The organism is Microbacterium sp. 20-116 (assembly GCF_041079415.1).
GTDB lineage: Bacteria > Actinomycetota > Actinomycetes > Actinomycetales > Microbacteriaceae > Microbacterium.
Genome location: NZ_JBFYGP010000002.1, coordinates 555100 through 578145, shown reverse-complemented (window position 1 = coordinate 578145; position 23046 = coordinate 555100). Strand labels below are relative to the sequence as shown.

24 protein-coding genes and 1 tRNA gene are annotated in these 23046 nt (G+C 68.9%); 8 read left to right on the top strand and 17 right to left on the bottom strand.

Translation table 11 applies throughout. From position 1 onward, the window contains the following. Positions 1 to 12: 12 nt before the first annotated feature. The gene (locus AB6V29_RS06800; protein ID WP_369357693.1) at positions 13 to 1491 is read left to right on the top strand and encodes an AAA family ATPase; all 1479 of its coding nucleotides are present in this window, start codon (positions 13 to 15) and stop codon (positions 1489 to 1491) included. Next, positions 1484 to 2347 carry an HNH endonuclease gene (locus AB6V29_RS06795; protein ID WP_369357691.1) on the top strand — a complete coding sequence of 288 codons (864 nt, stop codon included), beginning with the start codon at positions 1484 to 1486 and terminating at the stop codon, positions 2345 to 2347. The genes AB6V29_RS06800 and AB6V29_RS06795 overlap by 8 nt, the downstream gene beginning before the upstream one ends. A 531-nt stretch (positions 2348 to 2878) precedes the next feature. Here the strand turns inward: AB6V29_RS06795 and AB6V29_RS06790 are convergent. The 4 genes from AB6V29_RS06790 to galU all read right to left on the bottom strand — a co-directional run bounded on the left by AB6V29_RS06790 (position 2879) and on the right by galU (position 5808). After that, a tRNA-Ala gene (locus tag AB6V29_RS06790) sits at positions 2879 to 2954 on the bottom strand. A gap of 160 nt (positions 2955 to 3114) precedes the next feature. After that, positions 3115 to 4176, bottom strand: coding sequence for a large exoprotein (locus AB6V29_RS06785; RefSeq protein ID WP_369357689.1), 1062 nt, complete (start codon positions 4174 to 4176; stop codon positions 3115 to 3117). 100 nt (positions 4177 to 4276) lie between these two features. Further along, on the bottom strand, positions 4277 to 4900 hold the full coding sequence (locus AB6V29_RS06780; protein WP_103206281.1) for a GNAT family N-acetyltransferase: 624 nt from the start codon (positions 4898 to 4900) through the stop codon (positions 4277 to 4279). A 14-nt stretch (positions 4901 to 4914) separates the two neighbouring features. Continuing rightward, the gene (gene galU, locus AB6V29_RS06775; protein ID WP_210073896.1) at positions 4915 to 5808 is read right to left on the bottom strand and encodes a UTP--glucose-1-phosphate uridylyltransferase GalU; all 894 of its coding nucleotides are present in this window, start codon (positions 5806 to 5808) and stop codon (positions 4915 to 4917) included. A 62-nt stretch (positions 5809 to 5870) separates the two neighbouring features. Between galU and AB6V29_RS06770 the strand changes: the two genes are divergently transcribed. Genes AB6V29_RS06770 through mscL form a run of 3 tightly spaced genes read left to right on the top strand, consistent with a single transcriptional unit; the run spans position 5871 to position 7208 of the window. Further along, complete coding sequence (locus AB6V29_RS06770; RefSeq protein WP_210073895.1) at positions 5871 to 6467, top strand: 5-formyltetrahydrofolate cyclo-ligase; 597 nt, start codon at positions 5871 to 5873, stop codon at positions 6465 to 6467. A gap of 17 nt (positions 6468 to 6484) precedes the next feature. Then, complete coding sequence (locus tag AB6V29_RS06765) at positions 6485 to 6754, top strand: FmdB family zinc ribbon protein (RefSeq protein ID WP_210073893.1); 270 nt, start codon at positions 6485 to 6487, stop codon at positions 6752 to 6754. 34 nt (positions 6755 to 6788) lie between these two features. Beyond that, positions 6789 to 7208: a large conductance mechanosensitive channel protein MscL gene (gene mscL / locus AB6V29_RS06760; protein WP_369357686.1), complete on the top strand. Its 420-nt coding sequence runs from the start codon at positions 6789 to 6791 to the stop codon at positions 7206 to 7208. Positions 7209 to 7290: 82 nt separating this feature from the next. Here mscL and AB6V29_RS06755 read toward each other — a convergent pair whose 3' ends face one another. Both AB6V29_RS06755 and AB6V29_RS06750 read right to left on the bottom strand, forming a co-directional pair. Continuing rightward, positions 7291 to 7527 carry a hypothetical protein gene (locus AB6V29_RS06755; RefSeq protein WP_369357684.1) on the bottom strand — a complete coding sequence of 79 codons (237 nt, stop codon included), beginning with the start codon at positions 7525 to 7527 and terminating at the stop codon, positions 7291 to 7293. 7 nt (positions 7528 to 7534) lie between these two features. Further along, a complete protein-coding gene (locus AB6V29_RS06750; RefSeq protein WP_369357683.1) occupies positions 7535 to 11239 on the bottom strand; it encodes an AAA family ATPase in 3705 nt (1234 codons plus the stop codon). 202 nt (positions 11240 to 11441) lie between these two features. On the opposite strand from AB6V29_RS06750, the gene AB6V29_RS06745 reads away from it, so the two are divergent. After that, complete coding sequence (locus AB6V29_RS06745; protein ID WP_369357681.1) at positions 11442 to 11975, top strand: methylated-DNA--[protein]-cysteine S-methyltransferase; 534 nt, start codon at positions 11442 to 11444, stop codon at positions 11973 to 11975. A gap of 71 nt (positions 11976 to 12046) precedes the next feature. On the opposite strand, the gene AB6V29_RS06740 is transcribed toward AB6V29_RS06745, so the two are convergent. After that, positions 12047 to 13663, bottom strand: a complete 1617-nt coding sequence (locus AB6V29_RS06740) for a cation acetate symporter (RefSeq protein WP_369357680.1) — start codon at positions 13661 to 13663, stop codon at positions 12047 to 12049. After that, the gene (locus AB6V29_RS06735) at positions 13660 to 14013 is read right to left on the bottom strand and encodes a DUF485 domain-containing protein (RefSeq protein WP_210073882.1); all 354 of its coding nucleotides are present in this window, start codon (positions 14011 to 14013) and stop codon (positions 13660 to 13662) included. The genes AB6V29_RS06740 and AB6V29_RS06735 overlap by 4 nt, the downstream gene beginning before the upstream one ends. 140 nt (positions 14014 to 14153) lie before the next feature. Between AB6V29_RS06735 and AB6V29_RS06730 the strand changes: the two genes are divergently transcribed. Continuing rightward, positions 14154 to 15005, top strand: a complete 852-nt coding sequence (locus tag AB6V29_RS06730) for a response regulator transcription factor (RefSeq protein WP_369357678.1) — start codon at positions 14154 to 14156, stop codon at positions 15003 to 15005. Positions 15006 to 15120: 115 nt separating this feature from the next. Further along, entirely contained in the window at positions 15121 to 15405 is a 285-nt protein-coding gene (locus AB6V29_RS06725) for a Fe-S cluster assembly protein HesB (RefSeq protein ID WP_103206273.1), read from the top strand. Positions 15406 to 15553: 148 nt separating this feature from the next. On the opposite strand, the gene AB6V29_RS06720 is transcribed toward AB6V29_RS06725, so the two are convergent. From AB6V29_RS06720 to paaI, 9 genes are all read right to left on the bottom strand, one after another. Then, complete coding sequence (locus tag AB6V29_RS06720; protein ID WP_369357676.1) at positions 15554 to 16273, bottom strand: hypothetical protein; 720 nt, start codon at positions 16271 to 16273, stop codon at positions 15554 to 15556. 189 nt (positions 16274 to 16462) lie between these two features. After that, a complete protein-coding gene (locus AB6V29_RS06715; RefSeq protein ID WP_369357823.1) occupies positions 16463 to 17233 on the bottom strand; it encodes an enoyl-CoA hydratase/isomerase family protein in 771 nt (256 codons plus the stop codon). A 5-nt stretch (positions 17234 to 17238) separates the two neighbouring features. Next, positions 17239 to 18363 carry a 1,2-phenylacetyl-CoA epoxidase subunit PaaE gene (paaE, locus tag AB6V29_RS06710; protein ID WP_369357674.1) on the bottom strand — a complete coding sequence of 375 codons (1125 nt, stop codon included), beginning with the start codon at positions 18361 to 18363 and terminating at the stop codon, positions 17239 to 17241. Beyond that, a complete protein-coding gene (paaD, locus tag AB6V29_RS06705; protein ID WP_267787577.1) occupies positions 18363 to 18845 on the bottom strand; it encodes a 1,2-phenylacetyl-CoA epoxidase subunit PaaD in 483 nt (160 codons plus the stop codon). The genes paaE and paaD overlap by 1 nt, the downstream gene beginning before the upstream one ends. Beyond that, positions 18842 to 19675 carry a 1,2-phenylacetyl-CoA epoxidase subunit PaaC gene (gene paaC, locus AB6V29_RS06700; protein ID WP_267787578.1) on the bottom strand — a complete coding sequence of 278 codons (834 nt, stop codon included), beginning with the start codon at positions 19673 to 19675 and terminating at the stop codon, positions 18842 to 18844. The genes paaD and paaC overlap by 4 nt, the downstream gene beginning before the upstream one ends. Continuing rightward, on the bottom strand, positions 19672 to 19977 hold the full coding sequence (gene paaB / locus AB6V29_RS06695; protein WP_307317776.1) for a 1,2-phenylacetyl-CoA epoxidase subunit PaaB: 306 nt from the start codon (positions 19975 to 19977) through the stop codon (positions 19672 to 19674). Before paaB ends, paaC begins: the two co-directional genes overlap by 4 nt. Continuing rightward, complete coding sequence (gene paaA / locus AB6V29_RS06690; protein WP_267787580.1) at positions 19977 to 20936, bottom strand: 1,2-phenylacetyl-CoA epoxidase subunit PaaA; 960 nt, start codon at positions 20934 to 20936, stop codon at positions 19977 to 19979. The genes paaB and paaA overlap by 1 nt, the downstream gene beginning before the upstream one ends. A gap of 203 nt (positions 20937 to 21139) precedes the next feature. Further along, complete coding sequence (gene paaK / locus AB6V29_RS06685) at positions 21140 to 22444, bottom strand: phenylacetate--CoA ligase PaaK (RefSeq protein ID WP_307317990.1); 1305 nt, start codon at positions 22442 to 22444, stop codon at positions 21140 to 21142. A 2-nt stretch (positions 22445 to 22446) separates the two neighbouring features. Further along, positions 22447 to 23043: a hydroxyphenylacetyl-CoA thioesterase PaaI gene (gene paaI / locus AB6V29_RS06680; protein WP_369357671.1), complete on the bottom strand. Its 597-nt coding sequence runs from the start codon at positions 23041 to 23043 to the stop codon at positions 22447 to 22449. Positions 23044 to 23046 lie beyond the last annotated feature (3 nt).

Below are 23046 nucleotides of genomic sequence, written 5' to 3'. Positions count from 1 at the left end.
AAGTATTGATGCATGAGTCGCCCCCGCTTCCACGTTGTCAGCAGAGGCAAATGGCCTGCCGAGACGGCCGGAACGTTCACCCTCGTTGTCGACCTGTGGGACGACTTTCACTACAAAACGGCGTACTCACTCCACTACGGCACCGGCGATGACACCATCGATCTCGGCATGGTGAAGATCGCTCAGCTGGGAATGGTGGCTGGCGGTCCGCATACGCAACTGCCTTCGACGTTCACTCAGCTCTCCCCACAGTTCTATTCCCTTGGACAAGACCGGGAGTACTACGAGGGCCTAATGAAACTCCCCGACGGCGTGGGTCGGCGCGCACTACAGACACTTTGCGACGTTGCGGAGGATCCTGAGCACTGGTTGCAGGTTGAGCGTGAACCGGCATTTCAGACCTCATTGCTCCGATCCGTTCCGAAGCAGACCGTGGTGGTGCAGTTCCGACGAATCATTGCTGGCCAAGCAGTCCTTACGCCCTACCGGTTCAGCTACTCGCGTGCGCTTGGGTCGATGACACCCACCCTTTGGCTGGAGTTCGGCGTGCACCCCGGAGTGATGCCACCGACCAACGTGCACGTGGTCATCGGGGCAAATGGTGTAGGTAAGTCGAGCTTGCTGAGGGACTTCACAGAAGCCGCTGGCGGGCACCCGGCGGCCGCCGGCTCCTTCCGTGACGAGATGGTGTCCCCCCTCCGACCCGACACAAACGCTGTGCCGTTCGCGAACGTCGTCCACGTCGCGTTCTCAGCCTTCGACCGGCAACCCCTGGCGCGAAGCACCAACGATGTAGCTATTCATGCCGTCGGTCTCGCGAACGAACACAGCGATGACCTTGACACACAGTTTGCGAAGAGTTTGGTGCTCTGCTCGAAAGGTCCTCGACGTACTCGCTGGCTTCGAGCCGTCGCAACTCTTGCAGCCGCCGACGGGATCCTTGCAGACGCGGATCCGGACGCTCTGATTTCGGCAGTCGACGCAGCAAAAGAGTTCGCTCAGATGAGCTCAGGACACAAAATCGTTCTGTTGACGATGACCCGCCTCGTAGAACTCGTAGAGGAGCGTTCCCTGGTCCTCCTCGACGAGCCGGAGACGCACCTGCATCCTCCCCTTCTGTCCGCACTCACGCGGGCTATCTCGGATCTCATGAACGACCGCAACGGAGTCGCGATCTTCGCAACGCACTCCCCCGTGGTCCTACAGGAGGTGCCCCGCACCTGCACTTGGATGCTGCAGCGCAGCGGCGAAGATCTGCGCGCGTCTCAGATAGAAACTGAAACGTTCGGAGAATCAGTGTCACGTCTCACCTCAGAGGTCTTCCACCTTGATATCAATCGCAGCGGATATCTCCGCATCCTGCGCGCGCTTCTTGAGGAGCACGGTGGGTCAGCCGAGCACGCGCTGGGCGCGATCGATGGACAGCTCGGAAGCGAAGGACGGTTCCTATTGAGCGCGCTGGACAACACAGACGAGACCAGAGATGTATAGCCTCAGCCGTCCGATAGTCTCCGCCTCTGAGGCTTACGCCCTCGCGGTCAGCGCCATCAAGAAGAAGGACGCCCGCGTCCCCTACTACAACGCAAAGAACTTAGTTGCCGCAAAATGCGACGCATTCGACCTATTGGCCGAGCGGAACGACCTTCATCTCGCGGTCGGCAGCGAGTATGACATTGCTGGCCTCGATGGCGCGAAGATGGTCGAACTCTACGACAAGCAGTTCACGAGCCGGGCCACGACTGCCGACCTGAAAGACGGGATCAAGAACGCAGCCCCCAACTCACTTTGCCCGTACTGCGGTCAGGGCTATGTCTTTGAACTCGACCACTATCTTCCCAAGACGTCCTTTGCGGGTACATCTGTACATCCCGCGAATCTCGTCCCCTGCTGCAGCGACTGCAACTTCGCCAAGCGGGCGTACATACCGGGAGAGGCAGACCCTGCGGTACTGCACCCGTATTTTGACGTAGACGCCTTCAACGTCCAGTGGCTAGTGGCAACTCTGGAGCGGGGAGCGTTGGAGACTGCCAGGGTCACGTTCGGCGTTCAACTCCCGCAACCCGATGACCTGCTGGCGGCTCGGCTTCATCGACATCTGAAGGTCTTCAAGTTGCAGGAGCGGTTCAGGGCCTGGGCGGCTCAGGCACTCAACAATTTCGAGATCCTCCTAACCACAAACGAGGGGATGTCAATGACTCTCGAACAAGCCGAACAGCATCTGCGCCGTAACGCGATCAGCCTTTCGGGTGGACGTGTCAACTCCTGGGAACGTGCCACCTACACAGCCATGGCCCAGAGCGACTGGTATCTTCGCGACAAGCTTGGCCTCCCTGATACAAACGGCTAGCTGCAGCGTGCCGAGACATGGCGGCGTCGAGTCACTGTTCGATCGTTCGAGCCGCCACCCAGACTTTTCGAACCGCACGCCAGAAAGTCGTGAGACGGCAGTCTTGCCACCCGTCAGTGCTTGTGGCGGGGGCCGCTTCGATTGTTGGCGGTCACGGGCGTTGACCGCGCGGACGATACCGAGGATGAAGCTGGCCTCAAGAATCACGCCGGTGGGGCCGGGCCCGCGAACGCCTCAGCGCCCTCAAAACCGAGTTCGAAGTACTGGAGCAGAACCTCGACGATGCGATCACCCTCGCAGAGAACTGCTACGAGGCATACCGCCGCGCCCCTGATGCGCTCCGCCGCACCTACAACCAGGCGTTCTTCACGCGCATTCTGGTCACCCGCGACGAGAGCGTCGAAGGGGTACTCGCCGAGCCGTTCGCCTGCATCGTCACGGCGACGGAAACCACAGACGGCGCCTCTCCCGAAGGAGAAGCGCCGTATGAAGGCGGCTCTTACAAGGTCATTTGTTCTAAAGAGACCGATTTGGTGGACCTGAGGGGATTCGAACCCCTGACCTCCTCGATGCGAACGAGGCGCGCTACCAACTGCGCCACAGGCCCGGAAACCTCGACAACACTATCACGTCGCACGCGCCCACCTTGACGCGGGGTGGGCACCTGGCATCCGTCGTATACCGCGAGACGTATGCCGACGGATTGCCGCCAGAGCCGGAGGGGGCGAGCCCCAGGCACGGGGCCCACAGGGGTCGCAGCGAGGTGGTTACTCCCCCGACGCGCGACGCGCCAGAAGCCGCTGCACGTGATCCTGGATCTCGGAGTCGTCCACGTACCCCATCGCGGCATACGGCGACGGAGCGGGGGCGACAGCGGCCGGACGAGCCGTCTCGATGGGGGTGGGCGCCTGCTCGGCGGCGAGCTCGCGAGCGGCCTCTTCGCGAGCGGCGGCACGCAGCGCCTCGCGAGCGAGCTGCTCGTCGACGACGGCTGCTGCGCGAGAGCCGGCCGATGCCACCAGGGGGCGCGGCAGCTCGCGCGGAGTCCAGGTCGGACGCGGCTCGGGCACGAGAGCCACATCCTGCACCTCGACGGCGACGGTGCGCTTCACGGTGGTCGCGACCACCGCCGGCGAAGCCGTGCGTGCCGCGACCACCGAGATACGGCGGAGAACGATGAGGGATGCCAGAACCACAGCAACCCCGGCGAGGAGAAGCGCGGGTGCTCCCCCGGCGATGACCGGCCCGAGACCGACCAGGGCAGCAGCGAGACCGACCAGGCCCACCGTGGTGACGCCGAGACGGAAACGACGACGGGCACGCGCGCGACGTGCCTCGGGTCGGGCCACGGCTGCGGCACGCTCCGCGTGTGCGCGCTCGACGGCGGCGGCACGCTCGGCGCGGGTCTTCTCCAGTGCGGCGGCACGTTCGGCCCGAGCGACCTCGACGGCGGCGGCGCGCTCCGCACGAGCAAGATCGACCGCGGCGGCGCGCTGTTCCTTCACGACGTCGCGATCGCGGGCGCTCTCGACGCGAGCGACCTCGAGCCGTGCCTTCGCCGCGGCCAATTCGATCTGAGCCTTCTCGGCTTGGATCTGGCGCGCGAGCTTCTGCTGTTGGTGAGCGGTACGTGCCGTCAGCTCGAGCCGGACCTCGCGCGGCGTCTCGGCCGTCTCGGCGAGCACACGAAGGGCCTGGTTGAGGCGCACGGCATTGCGTTCGGCGGAGGTGAAGCGATGACGGCTCTGCCACGACGGAAGCAGGTACACGAGCCAGAGCGCGACCGCGACGAAGAAGATCACGCCGCCGCTGAGAACCTGCCCACCCATGCCATAAAGGTAGGTCACCGAGAGATCACACCTCGGCATCCCCCGGCGTGTCGTGGCGAGACTTTCGTCGATGGAGCGAGAAAGGCCGGAGCCGGGTCGCTCAGTTGCGGTCGGCCGGCGGAACGCGGGCCGCGTCGGGCGGCACCTGTCCTCGCACGAACCGGTCGAGCACCCCGTAAGGAACCTCTTCGCGCACCAGGGCGAAGGCGTAGTGGTCACGCCAATCGCCGTCGATGTGGATGTACTTGCGCCGCAGGCCCTCGTACCGGAAGCCGAGCTTCTCGACGACGCGCAGACTGGCGTGGTTCTCGGGGCGGATGCAGATCTCGACGCGATGCAGGTTCAGCTCCGTGAAACACACGTCGGTCGCCATCGCCACGCCGATCGTCGTGATGTTGCGGCCGGCGAACTCCTCTGCCACCCAGTACCCGATCGTCGCCGAGGCCAGCGAACCTCGCGAGACACCCCACACGTTCAGCTGCCCGGCGACGTCGTCGTCCCACGCCATCACGAAGGGGACGCCGACGCCGTCACGGTACTGCTGCAGAAGACGACGGATGCCGAGGCGCATGTCGAACGACACGGGGCCGTCGGGACTGGTGGCCTCCCACCGCTTCAGCCACGAGCGGTTGTCGATCAGCTGCTGCTGAAGGACTCGCGCGTCGCGGTTGCGGATGAGACGGATCGACACGTCGCCGTGCCGCCGAGGGACGGACAGATCCATGGCATCCTGCCGGGTCAGAGACCCTGCGCGAACTCCTTGAACCAGGGGCGGAGGGCGGGGCCGAGGTCGTCGCGGTCGGCGGCGAGCTGCACGATCGCCTTGATGTAATCGACGCGGTCGCCCGTGTCGTAACGGCGGCCGCGGAACACGACGCCGTAAACGCCGCCGCCGTCGCCACCACCCGTCGCGAGCTCTTCGAGGGCATCGGTCAGCTGGATCTCGCCACCCTTGCCGGGCTCGGTGCGCTCGAGGATGTCGAACACGTCGGGACCGAGCACGTAGCGACCGATGATCGCGAGGTTCGAGGGTGCGTCTTCGGCCTTGGGCTTCTCGACGAGCTGGGTGACCTTGACGACGTCTTCTTCGTCGGTCGCCTCGACAGCGGCCACACCGTAGAGGTGGATGTGCGCGGGGTCGACCTCCATGAGCGCGATGACGGTGGCACCGCCGCGCTTGTCGTACTCCTCCATCATCTTGGTGAGCAGCGGGTCGCGCTCGTCGATGAGGTCATCGCCGAGAAGGACGGCGAAGGGGTGATCGCCCACGTGGCTGCGGGCGCGCAGCACCGCGTGACCGAGGCCCTTGGGCTCACCCTGACGGACCATGTGGATGTCGGCGAGGTCGGACGAGTGCTCGACCTTGGCGAGCTTGTCGTCGTCGCCCTTCTCGCGCAGCTTCGCTTCGAGCTCGGGCATGGAGTCGAAGTGGTTCGCGATGTTGTTCTTGTTGCGGCCGATGATGATCAGCACGTCTTGGATACCGGCACCGGTCGCCTCTTCGACGACGTACTGGATGGCCGGCTTGTCGACGACGGGCAGCATCTCTTTGGGCATCGCCTTCGTGGCGGGCAGGAAGCGCGTACCGAGTCCGGCGGCCGGGATGACGGCCTTGAAGGGCTTGTGAGGCATGGGCATACCCTAGCGGGGTCCCGCGCCACCGGCGGCAACGCGCCCGCCCCTAGACTTATCGCATGCCGGATCGTATCGAGCAGGCCAAGCGCGCACTCCGCGCCGATCTGCGCGAACGCCGCCAGACCATCTCCGCGCATGCCCGCGAGGTGGCCGAGGCCGGCGTCACAGAGCAACTCGACGCCCTCGTCGCGCGTCTCGGAGCCCGCAGCATCTCGTGTTTCCTGTCGACACCCACCGAACCCGGCACCCACGCCTTCGTGCGCGCGGCCGTGGATCGCGGCATCCGGGTGCTTCTTCCGATCACCCGCGAGGACGGCCTGCTCGACTGGAGCGTCGCCACGGCCGACACCGAGATCACCGAGGGGCTGTTCGGTGTTCCCGAGCCGGTCGGCGATGTGCTGGGGCCCATCGCGGTCAACGACGTCGACCTGCTGATCATCCCCGCGGCCGCCGTCGATCATCACGGCATGCGCCTCGGATGGGGCCGCGGCTACTTCGACAAGACCCTCGGCTCGATGGAGAAGTGCCCGCCCGTCTACGCGGTCATCTTCGACACCGAGCTCATCGACGACGTGCCGCGCGACGTGCACGACCAGCCCGTCACGGGCGTGGTCACCCCCACGCGCACCCTGCCGCTCGCCGCCCACACCTCCTGAACACCCGAAGGACGCTCATGCCCACCTATTCCTATGCCTGCAAGCAGTGCGGCCATCGTTTCGACGCCCAGCAGTCGTTTTCGGATGCCGCTCTCACCGAGTGCCCCGAATGCGGCGGCGAGGTGCGCAAGCAGTACGGGTCGATCGGTGTGACCTTCAACGGGTCGGGCTTCTACCGCACCGACTCGCGCAGCTCGTCCTCGGGCGCAAGCGGTGGCGGCTCGTCCACTTCTTCGACATCATCGAAGTCGGAATCGACGTCGTCCGCCTCGCCCTCGGCCTCTTGAGCCCGAGTCGGCGCGGCCTGAGAGGAATCAGCGCATGATCAAGGGATTCAAGGAGTTCATTCTCCGCGGGAATGTCATCGACCTCGCCGTCGCGGTGGTCATCGGAGCCGCGTTCACCGCGGTCGTGAATGCCATCGTCGCCGCGGTGATCACGCCGCTGATCTCGGTGTTCTACAAGCCCGCCGAGAACGGCGAAATCGGGCCCACGATCACCGGCATCTACGGCCAGGAAGTGGTCTTCCCCCTGCCCACCCTGTTGTCGGCGATCATCAGCTTCTTCGCCGTCGCGCTCGTGGTGTACCTCGTGTTCGTCTACCCCATGAACCGGTGGAAGGCCATCGCCGCCGCTCGCGCGAGAGTGAACGAGCCCGCCTCGGACGAACCCAAGCTGCCGACCGAGCAGGAACTGCTCGTGCAGATCCGCGACCTGCTGGAGCGACAGAACAAGCTCTGAGCCGACCGACGGATCACGCGAAACGGCGCCCGCGCCGGGACCACGTCCCGGACCGGGCGCCGTTTCGCGTACGTCCTGCGGGTCAGTAGTGCGGGGGGACGTCGCGCATCATGCGCTCGTCGTTGGGCCCGGATGCCGTGGGCCGAGCGCCCGTGCCACGCGCCGGGTCGTCCGCGGGCGCGGGCTCCGCGGTCGTGCCCGGGGCGGCGAGCAAACGCGCGCGCCGCGCGCCGCGCACGCGGACGACCGGCTGCCGCTCCGTACGCGAATCGGGAGCGCCCGCGGCGTCTGACCCGGTGCTCTCGGGCGTCTCACTCATCGGCTTGTCAGTCAGGGAGATCGAGCGACTCTGTGGTCGCGTCGGGAGCGGCCGCGTCGTCGGGCGCGATGCCGAGCAGCTCCCCGATCCGCGAGGCCACGCCCGCAGGGTCGCTGTAGAGATCGAAAGCGTGCACCCGCACGTAGTGCCACCCGAGACGACGGAGGATCTGCGGGCGGAGGCGAAGCGTCTCGCGGAGCGATTCGCCGATGGTCTCGGGGTCGCTCTCGGCGACGACGGCCTTGCCCTGGTATCGGGCGACGATGGGGAGCAGACCGCGGTAGTCGACGTCGACCTCGACGCCGAGGCGTCGAAGCTCGCGCGCCAGGGCGCGGGTCAGCGGGTCGGCGAGGTCTTCGAGCCGCATCTCGCGGCTCCGCGACGCCACGTTGCCGAGGATGCCCATGAGGGTGGCGGCACCGTGCTCGAGACGGCCGTCGTCGAACGCCGAGGGGCGAATGGACGACACGATCACCATCGAGCGCCGCGCGCGCGTCATACCGACGGTGAGCAGCCGCTCGCCGTCGGGCGTCGACAAGTCGCCGAAGTCACTCAGGACGCGACCGTGGCGCGTGAGACCGAAGCCGAGCGAGAACACCACGCGGTCCCGGCTCTCGGCCACCGACTCTTCGAGGGTCAGGACGGCGAAGGGCTCCGCGGCATCCCGGGAGATGAACTCCGCGACATCGGACCGGCCGGCCAGTGCCGCCACGACCGAGGCGCGCACGCGCTCGGCATGCTTGCGGCTTGCGGTGACGACCATGAGCGACTCGGAGGCGCGGTTGACGGCGTGCTCGACCACGAGGGTGACCACGCGGGCGACCTCGGCATCGGGGCTCTCGACGGCGCCGCTGACGGGGTCGGGGGCGCCGACGCCGCCCTCGACGTAGTCGACGCTGAGGCTGCCGCGACCGAGGTACGACCCTGCCCACGGGAGCGAGACGATCTCGCCGCCGTAGAAGGCATCGTTGACCAGCTGCGAGAGGTCCTCGCCGCCCGCGCGGTAGCTGCGCGTGAGGGTCTCGACGGGCAGGAGCTCCGCGATGCGCTCGAAGACCGAGGTGCCGTCGAAGGGCACTTCGTCGGCCTCGTCGGGCGCGCCGATGATCGAGGCGCTGACCCGGAAGGGGGTGGGCTTCTGCACCACGGGGTCGCCGAACAGCACGACCTGGCGAGCGCGGCGCAACGCCGGGGCCGCCTCCGCGAGGCACAGGGCCGCGGCATCCGCGATGATCACGACATCGAACGCGAGGTCGGTCGGAACGTCGGGGACCTCGTACGGCGACGCGAGCCACACCGGCGCGAGCGTGCGCAGCAGGGTGGGCGCGGCATCCGACATCTCCTGCGCCGTGTGCAGGCCGTCTTTCAGAACGCGTTTGAGAGCGGCCGCTTCGTCGGCGTGGTCGACGATGCCGATACGCCACTGCGTCGCGAGCTGCGCGGCCAGGAGGGGCCCCGCGGCGGCGGCGTGCGCCTCGTCGACGAGCCGGAAGTCGCGCTCGAGACGGTCGACGACGCTCGTGTTGGCCCCGAGCAGGGCACGATCGGTGCGGAGCAGGTGCTCGAGGGCCGACTGCCACCAGGCGAACTCGAGCTCGGCGCCGACGCGCTCTTCGGGGACGTGGCGCACCGAGAGCTCGACGAGCAGCTGCTCGAGGCCCAGACGGGCGAGCTCGGAGCGCAGCTGGGCGCGCTCGACGAGGTTGTCGAAGAAGGTGGATTCTGCCGCAAGGCCCGCGAGCGTGCGCACTAGACGCTGCACCGGGAGGGTGGCCAGGCGTTCCGAGCCCTGGCGGCCGAGGATCCGGTCGAGTTCGCCGAGCAGGGCATCGGTGCGCTGCCATGCGACGTTCACATCGGCGAGGCCGAGAGGTACCTCGGGGGTCACGCCGGCGTCGACCACGCGCTGCCACTCGGTGCGCTGCTGCTGGATGCGCACGAGCGCCTCGTACATGTCGGGCACGTGGACGCCCGGGCGCACGTATTCCTTCGACAGACGCTTGAGTCGGCGACGGTTCGGACCGCTCATCGCGGACGCGTCGCGGCGCGGCGAGTGCGCGTCGATCAGCTCGCCGAGGGGGCGCTCGAAGACACTCGGGCTGAAGCGGTCGAGGGACTCGCGGATGCCCTGCAGAAGCTTCAGATACGACCCGAGCTCCGACACCGTCTGGAACGGTCGCATGCGCGTCTGCGCGATGAGCTCGTAGCCGCGCTCGAGCAGGCGCGGCACATCGCTGGTGTGGAGCTTGCCGGCGAGGTCGTGCGCCGCGCGGGCGTCTTCGGTGCGCGAGAAGCTGACGCCGTACCAGGGCGAGTCGTCGGGGCCGAAGCGGAACTCGCCGAGGCGTGCTGCCATCGCGAGAGCCCGGGCCGCGGCATCCCGTCGCCCGGCCAGACGCTCGAGGGTCGCCAGATCGAAACGGGCCTCGGTCGAGGGAGCCGGAGAGGTGGATGCCAACGACGTGAGCGCGCGGAGGATGTCGAGCGCCGAGACGCCCAGGGCCAGATGCGGCTCGGTCACGGCGGAGCGATAGTCGCGCAGGACCGTACGCAGGCGCACGAGCGCGTCGTCGATCTCGGCGACCTTGGGCTGCTCGGCCTTCTCATTGCGGCCGATCGCGCGAATGAGGTCGCGGCGGACGTGGTTCGGCGAGACGGCCAGCCCGGTGAGACCGACCCCGGCGAGACGGTGACGGATGCCGTCGAGCGTCGACCGACGAGCACTCACGACCAGCACGCGCTTGTTGTCGTGGACGAGCTGACCGATCGCGTTGATGACCGTCTGCGTGCCACCGGTTCCCGGGAGCGTGTGCACGGCGAGCGAGTGACCGGCGGCGATGCGCGCGAGGACCCGCTCCTGCTCGGCATCCGCATCGAGCAGGAGGGTGTCGGCGGCGGGGGTGCGCTCGTCGGGGCTCACCACCTGCGGGTCGTCGCGGCGGACCGTGATGCGCGCGCGATCGTCGGGGTGGCCGGCGAGCGCGTTCAGCAGCGTGTGATCGAGGTCGTGGGTGTCGCGGGCCATGCCCGAGCCGACGTCGGCGAAGGACGAGATCACCAACCGCGGGTGCACGACGAAGGTCGGCACGTGCGAGGTGAGGCGACGGATGTGGTCGATGACCGGCTGCGGCTTGAACACGCCCTGGTCGTACGCCAGTCCCGCGAGAGCGGCGGAGTCGATCTGGATGCCGAGATGGGTGCGGAACGCCCGGGCGAGCTCGGGATTCATCACGAACGCGCCGTGCAGCTTCAGCTCGAAGTCGCCGTGGTGACGGCGGATCGCCAGCGGGCGGAGGAGCACGGGGGCAGACCACTCCACTCCCCCGATCTTCCACGCCGAAAGACCCACGGCGAGGTGCACGGGCTCGAGGCCACGGGCGGTGCGGAGCTCGACGTTCTTGGCCGTGATGCGCTCGGCGGCCATGCGCGCGGTGCGCAGAGCCACCTCGTCTCGGAAGAGATTGGAGAGCATGGTCGCTCGGCCCGTGATGAACTGCGGGAGGGAACCGGGGTGGGCCTTGGTGATGTCGATGCCCGCGTCGCGCGCATCGTCGAAACGCAACAGGGTCGAGCGCCCGCCCAGGGCCGCCGCCTCGGCGCGGATGCGATCGCGTTCGGGGTCGGCCACGTGGCGAACCACGATGCCGGGTTCCGACAATCGCAGCTCGCCGGGATCGACGGACGACACCGTCTCGTCTCCGTCAGTGCCCATCACGGCACCGTCCTCAGCTCGCCACACACCTGTCAGACTAAGCCGGGCAGTGCGGGATCGTGCGCAGCGGGCCCGAGTTTCGCGGGAATCAGCGACACGCCGCGTCATCGGCTCTTCCTCCCCAGGGCGAGACTTCGCGGCATCCTCCCCCTTCGCGTTCGATCCGCCAGCACGGCCACGGCACGGTCACGAGGATGGGCGCATGAACAGAGTCACCAGCACCGCATACGACAGCCCCGTCGGGCCGATCCTGCTGACCTTCGTCGATGACGCCCTCGTTCGGCTGCACGTCGCCCACGACGGTCTCGACCTCGCGCGCGCAGAGATCGCGCAGCGCCTGGGGATCGTGCCCGAGCCCGATGCCTCGGTCGGCCGGGGGCTCGTCGCGCAGCTCGACGAGTACTTCGACGGCGCGCGGCGGGCGTTCGACGTCTCCCTCGACTGGCGCTTCGTCCGCGGCTTCACCCGTGCGGCGCTCGAAGCGACCCGGCAGATCCCCTACGGGGAGGTGGCGTCGTACGGGGAGGTGTCGATGATGGCCGGAGCCCCGCGGGCGGCGCGGGCGGTGGGAACGGCCTGCGCCTCGACGCCCTTCTCGATCGTCGTGCCGGTGCACCGCGTCGTGCGGGCGGATGGCTCGATCGGCGAGTACGGCGGACGCCCCGAGGTCAAGGAGTACCTGCTCTCGCTCGAGAGCGACGCGATGCTCGCCGAGACGCTGCTCACCTCGACCTGAGCCCGAGTGGACGTCGGTGCCCGGGCACGACGATGCCCGGCCCCGCCGCAGCGAGACCGGGCATCGGTCGGTCAGTGGCTCGACGCCTTCTCGGCGCCGTAGCCGGTGAGGGAGCGGACGTCCATCTCCGCGGCTTTACGCGGGTCTTCCGGCGTCCGGGAGGTGACCGAACCGAGCCAGCCGAGGAAGAACCCGAGCGGGATCGACACGATTCCGGGGTTGTTCAGCGGCCAGATCGCCACCCCCGTATCGGCGAACACGCTCGTGGGGGTTCCCCAGAACACCGGCGAGAGGAAGATCAGCACGAGCGCCGAACCGAGACCGCCGTACATGCTCCAGACCGCACCGCGGGTGGTGAAGCGGCGCCAGAACAGCGAGAAGAGGATCGTCGGCAGGTTGGCCGACGCCGCCACGGCGAAGGCCAGGGCGACGAGGAACGCGACGTTCTGCCCCTGCACGCCGATGCCACCGAGGATCGCGAGCACACCGATCACGATGACCGTGCGCCGCGCGACCTTGACCTCGCCGTCCGGGGGCACGTTCCCCTTCTTCACGACGTTCGCGTAGATGTCGTGAGCGAAAGAGGCGGCAGCGGTGATCGTGAGACCCGCCACCACCGCGAGGATCGTCGCGAACGCCACCGCCGAGATGAAGCCGAGAAGCAGCGGTCCGCCGAGGGCCAGGGCGAGCAGCGGAGCTGCGGCGTTCACCCCGCCGGGGGCGCCGAGGATCGTCTCGGCTCCGACCATCGTGCCGGCGCCGTAGCCGAGCACCAGGGTGAGGATGTAGAACAGCCCGATCAGCCAGATGGCCCACACGACCGAGCGACGCGCCTCTTTGGCGGTCGGCACCGTGTAGAAGCGCATCAGCACGTGGGGAAGACCCGCGGTACCCAGCACGAGGGCGAGGGCGAGCGAGATGAAGTCCCACGGGTTCTTGCCGTATTGCAGGCCCGGCGCGAGGATCGCGTCGCCCTTGGGAGAGGCCGCGACGGCGCTCTCGAGCAGCGTGTTCAGGTTGAAGCCGTTGATCGCGAGCACCCAGACCGTCATCACGATCGCGCCGCCGATGAGCAGGAACGCCTTGACGATCTGCACCCAGGTGGTTCCCTTCATGCCGCCGATGAGGACGTACACGATCATCAGGATGCCGACCACGGCGACGACGATCGACTGACCGACGCGCTCCGTGATGCCCAGCAACAGCGACACGAGGCCACCGGCTCCGGCCATCTGCGCGAGGAGGTAGAAGAAGCAGACCGCGAGCGTGGTGATGGCCGCGGCCATCCGGACCGGCCGCTCCTTGAGGCGGAACGACAGCACGTCGGCCATCGTGAACTTGCCGGTGTTGCGCATGAGCTCGGCGACCAGCAGAAGCGCGACCAGCCACGCGACGAGGAACCCGATCGAGTAGAGGAAGCCGTCGTAGCCGTTGATCGCGATGGCCCCGACGATCCCGAGGAACGAAGCCGCCGAAAGGTAATCGCCGGCGATCGCGAAGCCGTTCTGCGGACCGGTGAACGAGCGGCCCGCCGCGTAATAGTCGGCCGCCGTCTTGCTGTTGCGACTGGCCCGGATGACGATGAACAACGTCACGGCCACGAAGGCGCCGAAGATCGAGATGTTCAGCACGGGATTGTTCTCGACGGTCTGCACGGCCGCCTCGACGCTCGCGAGGATGTCGTTCATGAACGACCCCCGTCCGCGCGCTCGAGCTCGACGCGCAGCGCCTCGGCGCCCGGGTCGAGGCGCCGGTTGGCGTAGGCCACGTAGCCCATGGTGATGGCGAACGTGGTGACGAACTGCGCGAGGCCCAGCACGAGCCCCACGGTGATGGCGCCCGACACCGGCTGCGCCATGAACTCCGGCGCGAACGAAGACAGCAGAACGTAGACGAAGTACCAGACGAGGAACGCCACCGCGAGCGGGAAGACGAAGCTGCGCTGGCGCTTCTTCAACTCCCGGAACGGGGCGGACTCCTCGACCGCGATGTAGTCGACGCCGCCCTGGTGGGCTTCGTCGATGCGACGGTCCGTCATGTGGCCTCCTTGCCTCATGAGTACGGCGCAACGCTGCGCCGAACGGCGGAAAAGTCCGGGTCGGCCGCTGCTTCCCCGGTGATAGGGTCGACGCTACGAAACGCGGCGACGAAGCCGTCACCCCCGGAAGTAGGTAGTGCGTGACTGCACCCTCCACACTTCGAGACGAAGCGACGCTCGTGTCGCACGCCGTCACCGAGCTCGCCCGTCGCACGCATTTTCCCGTCGCTTTCGGCGGCCTGGAGCACGACGGCGCCGTCCACGTCACCACCATCGTCGGCGCGCGCACGCGCAGCATCGAAGGGCTCGTCGTGCACGCATCGCGCGGACTCGGCGGTCGCGCGCTCGTCGAGCGGCGCCCGCGCATGACCCTCGACTACCGCACGTCGCGCTCCATCACCCACGATTACGACCGCGCCATCCTCGGCGAGGGGATCGCGACCCTGTTCGCGGTTCCCGTGCTCGTCAGCGGGGCTGCGCGCGGCGTCCTCTACTGCGGGTCGTGGGCGCAATCGCCGGTCGGCGATATCGAGGCGCGCCCCGCGTTCGATGTGGCCGGCGAGCTCGGCACCGAGCTGCGGGTGCGTGCCGAGGTCGACCGGCGCCTCGCCTCGACCCCCGGGCCCGAAGGCGGTCTCGGCGCCGGCGCCCGCGAAGAGATCCGCGAGAGCTATGCCCAGCTGCGCAGCATCGCGGCGACCGTCGCCGACGACGAGGTGCGGCGCCGACTCGAGAACGTCGAGGCGCGTCTCGCCGCCCTGACCGGGGACGCCGGTGAGACGGCATCCGATCCCGATATCCACCTCTCGCGGCGAGAGATCGACGTGCTCGCCTGTGCCGCGGTGGGGTCGACGAACGGCGAGATCGCCGCGTCGCTGCACCTGCGGGAGACCACCGTGAAGTCGTACCTGGCCTCGGCTATGGCGAAGCTCGACGCGTCCACCCGCCACGCGGCGGTGACCCGCGCGCGGCGCGCCGGGCTCCTCCCCTGAGAGCCGTCGAAGGGCCGGTGGGAAAACCCTGGCAATGGTCGCGTGAGCTTGAGGACGACCGGGATTCTCGGCATCGTGGCTGATTCCTGTCGTCGATCAGAGAAGGAGAGTCACCATGCTGACGCTCACCGAAGAGGCCACGACCGCCGTGAAGACCATCACCGCCCAGTTCCCGGATGCCGCCCAGGGCGGCGTCCGCATCGAAGGTGCGGGCTCCCCCGAGTCGCAGTTCGCGCTGTCGGTCGTCGACGGCCCCCAGCCGGACGACGCCGTCGTCGAGAACGCCGGAGCGCGCGTCTTCCTCGACAGCGATGCTGCGGCCGTGCTCGACGACCGCGTGCTCGACGCGCAGATCGACCCGCAGGGGTCGGTTCAGTTCGCCGTCACCAGCGCCGCCTGAGGCGCTTCATTGTGTGGACGATGCCCCGGCCTCGTGCCGGGGCATCGTCGCGTCCGGCGGCGGCCGCCGCGGGGTCGCTCCCGCCTGCGAAACGGTCTCAGCTCGACGAGGGGTCTTGCGCGGTTCACGACCTCTCCCGCGCTCACCCTCAGCCGCGGAAGACGACGATCTCGTCGTTCGTCTTGTCGTAGACGAAGTGCAAAGAGGTGCCCGCGGGCAGATCCGTCGCGCGGATCTCCGCCGAGTCCTCGCTGAGCTGGAGCATGGTGTTGGCGGGAAAGACGCCGGCTCCGCACGAGGTCAGGAAGAACCGGCCGTCGTAGGAGAAGCCGCCCCCGGAGATGTCCAGCAGATCGGGTTGCCAGACCGTCATGCACTTCGCCGCATCGTCGCCCGTGTCGAACGACGCGTACGTGGCGACACGGAAGCCCTCGTACTCGGCGTACCCCGTGGTGCCGCTGCTCACTCCCGGGGTGAGGACGCTCGGCACATCGAACGACGGGTCCGCCGCAAGACGTGCCACCTGCGTCGCCCCCGCCTGCAGCGGGTCGGTCTGAGTGCGCTGCACCACGATGAGCGCGGTCGCGGCGCATACGACGACGAGTACGGCCGCCGAGAGCAGAATGACGCTCGATCGACGCAGTCGCGGCATCCGGCGCCTCGGAGGCGCCTGCGGCTCCCGCTCATCTTCGGCAGGGGCGTGCGGGGTTTCGGGCACTCGGTCAGCGGCGTCTTCGACGACGGCTTCTCGCTGCTCCAGTTCCATCAGGCGGCGCAGGGCGGCGGGGTCGGAGGAGATGTCGGCTCCGGGCGCGTAGGCCCTGCGGCGCAGCGTCGCGAGTTCGTCATCGTCGTCGATGCTCGTCATGCCCCGATTCAATCAGGGTCTTCTCCGCCGTCGCGGCTTTCTCCGCCGAGGCCACGCTGATACGTCCGCCGAATCCTGGTCGGAGTGCGCTTCGCGGCCGGATCCGTTCGCGCGGGGTCGTCCTCGCCTCGCTCGCCGACCGCGTGGCCGGACCGTGCCTCGTCGGCGCTCAGCCCATCGTCGAACCCGTCATCGACCCGTGAACTCCGGCGGACGCTTCGCCTGGAACGCGGCGAAGCCCTCGCGGTAATCCTCGGTGGCGGCGAGCGCCGCCTGGGCGCGGTTCTCGAGCGCCATCGCCTCCCACAGGCCCAGGCGCTCGTCGCGGATCGCGCCGACGATGCGCTTGCTGGCGCGGAACGCCTGCGTGGGACCGGCAGCGGCCCCGCGGGCCGCGGAGGTCGCGGCATCCTGGATCTCCCCCACCGGGAAGGCGCGAGAGAAGAGTCCGGCACGAACGGCTTCGAGCCCCGACATCAGTCGGCCCGTGTAGATGAGATCGAGCGTGGCGTGCGCACCGAGGCGCTCGACGAACAGCGCGTGACCGCCGGAGTCGAGGGTCGCGCCGAGGGCGGCGAAGGGCGAGCCGATCTTGGCGTCGTCGGCGACGTAGACCACGTCGGTGGCGATGAGCAGGCCCAGGCCCACACCCAGGCAGGCCCCGTGGGCGGCCGCGAACGTCGGCGCGGGAAAGGCCGCCATGCGCCGCAGCAGGGGCGCCAGCGTGTCATCGAGGTAGCCCGCGACGTCGTCGGTGCGGGGATCGACCCCCGAGATGTCGCGCCCGGCGCAGAACGACGGACCCTCGCCGCGCAGCAGGAGGGCGCGGGCGCCGTCGACCTCGGCTCGGTCGTAGGCCTCGCCGAGCGCGCGCAGGTCGTCGAGGCCCAGAGCGTTGCGACGGGCCGGGGCGTTCAGGACGATCTCGGCCACGCCGGCGTCGAACACGTAGTCGATCACCGCGCTCACCCGTCGTAGTCCACGCGGACGGCGTCGGAGGTCGGGTGCGACTGGCAGGTGAGGACGTAGCCGCGCTCGATCTCATCGGGCTCGAGCGCGTAGTTCTCGGTCATCGTGACCGCACCCTCGATCACCCGCGCGCGGCAGGTGCCGCACACCCCGCCCGCGCACGCGAAGGGGACGTCGGGGCGCACGCGCAGGGCGGCGGCGAGGATCGTCTCGTTCGCCGCGACGGGGCTGTCGACGCGGGCCGACTGGCCGTCGAGGGTGAAGTCGATCGAGCGCACCGGCTCGTCGTCGCGGACCCGCACGGGGCGAGCTCCGCCGGTCTGGGCGGGGGCGTCTGCGTCTCCCGCGGTGAACAGCTCGAATCGCACGCGCTCGCGCGCGACACCGACCTCGGCGAGCGTGTCGCGGCAGAGTTCGACGAGCGCGAAGGGTCCGCACAGGAACCACTCGTCGACGGATGCCGGATCGATCAGCCGCGACAGGATAAGGCGCAGCCGCTCCTGGTCGATGCGCCCCGAGAACACGGGCGCCGCGCGCTGCTCGCGCGAGAGCACGTGATGCAGCGTGAGACGCGAGGGGTAGCGGTCTTTGAGGTCGGCGAGCTCGTCGACGAACATGACGTCGGTCGAGGACCGGTTGGCGTACACGATCGTCATGCGCGCGTCGGCGGAACGCTCGAGCACGCTGGCCGCGAGCGCCATGATCGGGGTGATTCCGGAGCCGGCGGCGATCGCGACCACGTGCCCCGTCGAGGTCGAGACCTTCGAGACGAAGGCGCCCGACGGGCTCATGACCTCGATCTCGTCGCCGGGGCGCAGGCGCTCGTGCGCCCAGGTCGAGAAGCGTCCGTCGGGGTCGCGCTTGATGCCGACGCTGACGCTCCCCTGCGCCGGCGGCCGGCAGATCGAGTACGAACGGCGCAGTTCCTCTCCGTCGACGACGGCGCGCAGTGCCACGTACTGCCCGGGGGCGTAGTCGAACGCGGCGGCGAGCTCACCGGGGACGGCGAAGGTCACCTCGATCGCCGTGGGGGTGAGGGGCCGCACGTCCGCGACACGCAAGGTGTGAAAGCGTGCGCGGGTGCGCGCGGCGGCCGGGGTCTCGGCATCCGTCATCGTCATCAGAGGGCCTTGAAGTGGTCGAAGGGTTCGAGGCAGGCTCGGCATTCCCACAGCGCCTTGCACGAGGTGGAGCCGAAGCGCGAGACTTCCCGCGTATCGAGCGAGCCGCAACGGGGGCAGGCGACGCTGAGCGTGAGCCGGATGGGTCCGGCCGGCGCGCGCCCGGTGGGCGGGGCGATGCCGTACTCGGTGAGCTTGCGCTTTCCGGCGTCGCTCATCCAGTCGGTCGTCCATGCGGGGCTGAGCGTCGTCTGCACGACAGCACGGTCGAAGCCGGCCGAGGTGAGGGCCAGCACGATGTCGTCGCGGATCGCGTCGACCGCGGGGCAGCCCGAGTAGGTCGGCGTGATCGTGACGGTGACGGTGCCGCCGTCGAGACGCACGTCGCGGAGCACGCCGAGGTCGTCGATCGTCAGCACCGGCACTTCGGGATCGACGACGGCGGCGACCACCTCGCGGGCGTGCTCGAGCGTCGCGGTCACCACGTCGCTCCCGGGTGGCGGCGAGCGAGCACCTGCATCTCGGCGAGGAGCGGACCGAACGCGGGATGGTGGAGGCCGCGACGACCGCCGGCGGAGGAGCCGGGAACCGTCGGCACGGCCACGTCCTCTTCCGCCAGCACGGCGGCGAGGACGTCGTCGACACGAGCGCGCAGGGTCGAGGGGCGCACGGCGACGCCGTCGAGGCGGTCGTGCACGGGCTGGTCGCGGAACAGCTCGTCGAGGTACGGCCACGCGTCGTCGAGGCCGACGAGGAACCGGCGCCGAGACTCCTCGGTGCCCCCGGCCAGGCGCAGCGTCCACTGCACGGCGTGGTCGCGGTGGTAGTCGACCTCTTTCTCGGCCTTTGCCGCGACGGCGGCGAGAACAGGATCCGCGGATGCCGCGAGCTCTCGGTACAGCTCGAGAAGATAGGTGGATGCCAACAGCTGGCGGGCGATCGTGTGCGCGAAGTCGCCGTTGGGGAGCTCGAACAGCCAGGCGCTACGGAACTCCGACTCGTCGCGCCAATAGGCGAGATCGTCTTCGCTGCGACCGTCGTATGATCCCGCGTAGCGCAGGAGCGAGCGCGCGTGACCGAGCAGGTCGAGGGCGATGTTGCCGAGGGCCACGTCTTCTTCGAGCTCGGGGGCCCGGGCGACCCACCCACAGAGGTTCTGCGCGAGGATCAGCGCGTCGTCGCCGAGGCTCAGGGCGTACGCCGCCACGTCGGGGTCGGTGGCGCGGGCCTCTCCCCCGGCGAACTCGGCCGAGAGCTCGCGGGCGTCGAGGGCGACGTCGCCGTGCGGGTCGGCATCGGTCGAAGTGCTCACAGGTGCGGCACCCCCTCGGACGCGGTGTAGTACACCGCGTGCCGGTAGTTCTTCCCGGCCGGCGACTCGAAGAACGCGCCCTTGGCTCCGGGGTCGCTGGTGGTCACGGCATCCGAGGGCACGACCCAGACCGACACACCCTCACCGCGACGGGTGTACAGGTCGCGGGCGTTGCGGACGGCGAGTTCTGCATCGGGTGCGTGGAGCGAGCCGACGTGCACGTGGCTGAGGCCGCGGTTCGCGCGCACGAAGACCTCCCAGAGCGGCCAGGTCTCAGCGGGGGTCCCGCCGGGGGTGGCCATCAGGCGGCCGCCTTCGCGTTCTTCTTCGCCGCGTACGCCGCGGCCGCCTCGCGCACCCACGCGCCCTCTTCGTGGGCATCGCGTCGGTGCTGGCGACGCATCGTGTTGAGGGGGCCGCGGCCCGCGAGCACCTCGTGGAACTCGGTCCAGTCGATCTCGCCCATGTCGTACTCGCCCGTCTCGTCGTTGAACCGCAGCTCGGGGTCGGGCAGGGTCACCCCCAGCACCGCCGCCTGCGGCACCAGCATCGAGACGAACCGCTGGCGCAGGACGTCGTTGCTGAACCGCTTGATGTTCCACGCCATCGACTGCGCCGAGTTGGGCGAATCGTCGTCCGGGGGCCCGAACATCATCAGGCTCGGCCAGTACCAGCGGTCGACGGCATCCTGCGCCATCCGACGCTGCTCGTCGGTGCCCTGCATGAGGGTGAGCAGGATCTCGAACCCCTGGCGCTGGTGGAACGACTCCTCCTTGCAGATGCGCACCATGGCGCGGCCGTACGGACCGTACGAGGCGCGGCACAGGGGCACCTGATTGCAGATCGCGGCGCCGTCGACGAGCCAGCCGATCGCTCCCATGTCCGCCCAGGTCGGGGTCGGGTAGTTGAAGATCGAGGAGTAGCGCGCCTTGCCGTCGACGAGCTGCTGCGTCATCTCGTCGCGCGTGATGCCGAGGGTCTGCGCGGCGGAGTAGAGGTAGAGGCCGTGCCCCGCCTCGTCCTGCACCTTCGCGAGCAAGATCGACTTGCGCTTGAGGCTCGGGGCGCGGGTGATCCACGCCCCCTCCGGCTGCATCCCGATGATTTCGGAGTGCGCGTGCTGCGAGATCTGCCGGATGAGCGTGCGACGGTAGCCGTCCGGCATCCAGTCCCGCGGTTCGATCCGGCCGTCGGCCTCGATGAGGGCGTCGAACATCGCCTCGCCGTCCAGAGCATCCGTGGGGGGTGCGGTCATCGTCATCGTCGACTCCTTTTACAGACCGATCGTTCAGTAAAACTGTAGCCGAGGGGGTCGCGGACCGCAACGGGCGTGACCCCGAACCCCGATCTCGGCGGCGCCATGCGCGCGCGAGCCTAGGACCGGGCGCGCGTGTTCGTCGGGCCCGCACCAGATCGACCGGGTGCGGTCCCGACGATGCGCCACGTCTTCGGCGGTCGTCGCCCTCAGCGCAGGTCGTACACCCGCTTGTACTTCCCCTCGCTGCGCGGGAGGACACCGGGCTCCTCGACACAGACGTCGACGCTCGTGCCGATGAGCACCTTGATGCGCTGCCGCAGCACGACGCCCGCCGCCTCGCACACCTCGCGCTCCAGGGCCGGGTGCCTCTCGATGCGGACGGTCATGGCATCCATCCGCCCCTCGCGGCGCAGCTCGAGCACGAAGTGCGGGGTGAGCTTCTCGATGCCGAGCACGATCTCCTCGATCTGCGTCGGGAAGAGATTCACCCCGCGCAGGATGATCATGTCGTCGTTGCGTCCGGTGATCTTCTCGATGCGGCGCATGGCCGGGAACGCGGTGCCGGGCTGCAGGCGGGTGAGATCGCGCGTGCGGTAGCGGATGACCGGGAACGCCTCCTTGGTGAGGGAGGTGAAGACCAGTTCGCCGAGACCGCCATCGGCCACGGGCTCCCCCGTATCGCCGTCGATCGTCTCGGGGAGGAAGTGGTCCTCCCAGATGTGCGGGCCGTCCTTGGTGAGCGCACTCTCGGATGCCACACCCGGGCCCATCACCTCGCTCAGGCCGTAGATGTCGACGGCGGTGAGGTCGAGACGACGCTCGATCTCGCGGCGCATCTCGTTGGTCCACGGTTCGGCCCCGAGGACGGCGACCCGAAGCGACGTCGAGCGCGGGTCGATGCCCGCGGACTCGAGCGCGTCCGCGATGGTCAAGAGGTAACTGGGCGTGCAGAGGATGGCATCGGGTGCGAAGTCCTGGATGAGCTGCGCCTGGCGTGCCGTCTGCCCACCCGACATCGGAATGACCGTCGCGCCGAGGCGTTCGATGCCCGCGTGCGCGCCGAGGCCGCCGGTGAACAACCCGTACCCGTAGGCGTTGTGGACGCGATCGCCGGGGCGGATGCCGGCGGCAGACAGCGAGCGCGCGACGAGGTCGGCCCAGCGGTCGAGGTCGCCGCCGGTGTAGCCGACGACCGTGGGGCGCCCGGTCGTGCCCGACGAGGCGTGGATGCGGCGAACGTCCGCCATCGGCACCGCGAACATGCCGAAGGGATACGTCTCGCGCAGGTCGGCCTTGGTCGTGAAGGGCAGCAGGCGGATGTCGTCGAGGCTGCGGATGTCGTCGGGGTGCACACCCGCCTCGTCGAACTTGTGCCGGTACAGGGCGACGTTCTCGTAGGCGTGGCGGACCGTCCACTGCAGGCGCTCGAGCTGCAGCGCGCGCAGGTTCTCGAGCGCGATGCCGGCCGGGTCGACGGATGCCAGAAGGCCGGGGCGCGAGGAAACGGTCATGGTCATCGGGACACCTCCGTGGTGGAGAGCGCGGCGTTGCGCTCGGGGGCGGGGTCGTGGGGTGTGCGGGGGTCGGTCGCGCGCGCGGAGTGGGGGTCGGTCGCGCGCGCGGGGTGGGGGTCAGTCGCGCGCGCACCCTTAGCGATCTGCACATCCTCAGTCGCGGTCGCGGCGTGTGGCGCTGAGCTTGTGTGAATCGCTGAGGGTGCGGCGGCGGGCGCCGGCGGGCGCCGATCCGTCGTGATGCTCCGGCCGCGTACCTCCGCGACCAGGTCGCCGCTCTCGTCGGTGACGCGGATGTCGTACAGGCCGGTCCGGCCGCTCCGGGCGCGCCGCGCGGCGGTCGCCGTGAGCGTCTGCCCGGACGTCGTCGACTTCAGGAACGTGATGTCCGCCCCACCGGCGACGGTGACGCGCTCGTCCTCGTTGCACGCGATCGCGAACGCCGTGTCGGCGAGGGTGAAGACGAGCCCGCCGTGGGTGATGGCGAAGCCGTTGAGCATGTCGTCGCGCACGGTCATCGACACCCGCGACTCCCCCGGCGCGTCGTGCTCGACGACCATGCCGAGCATGGCCGATGCCTGATCGCGTTGCATCATCGG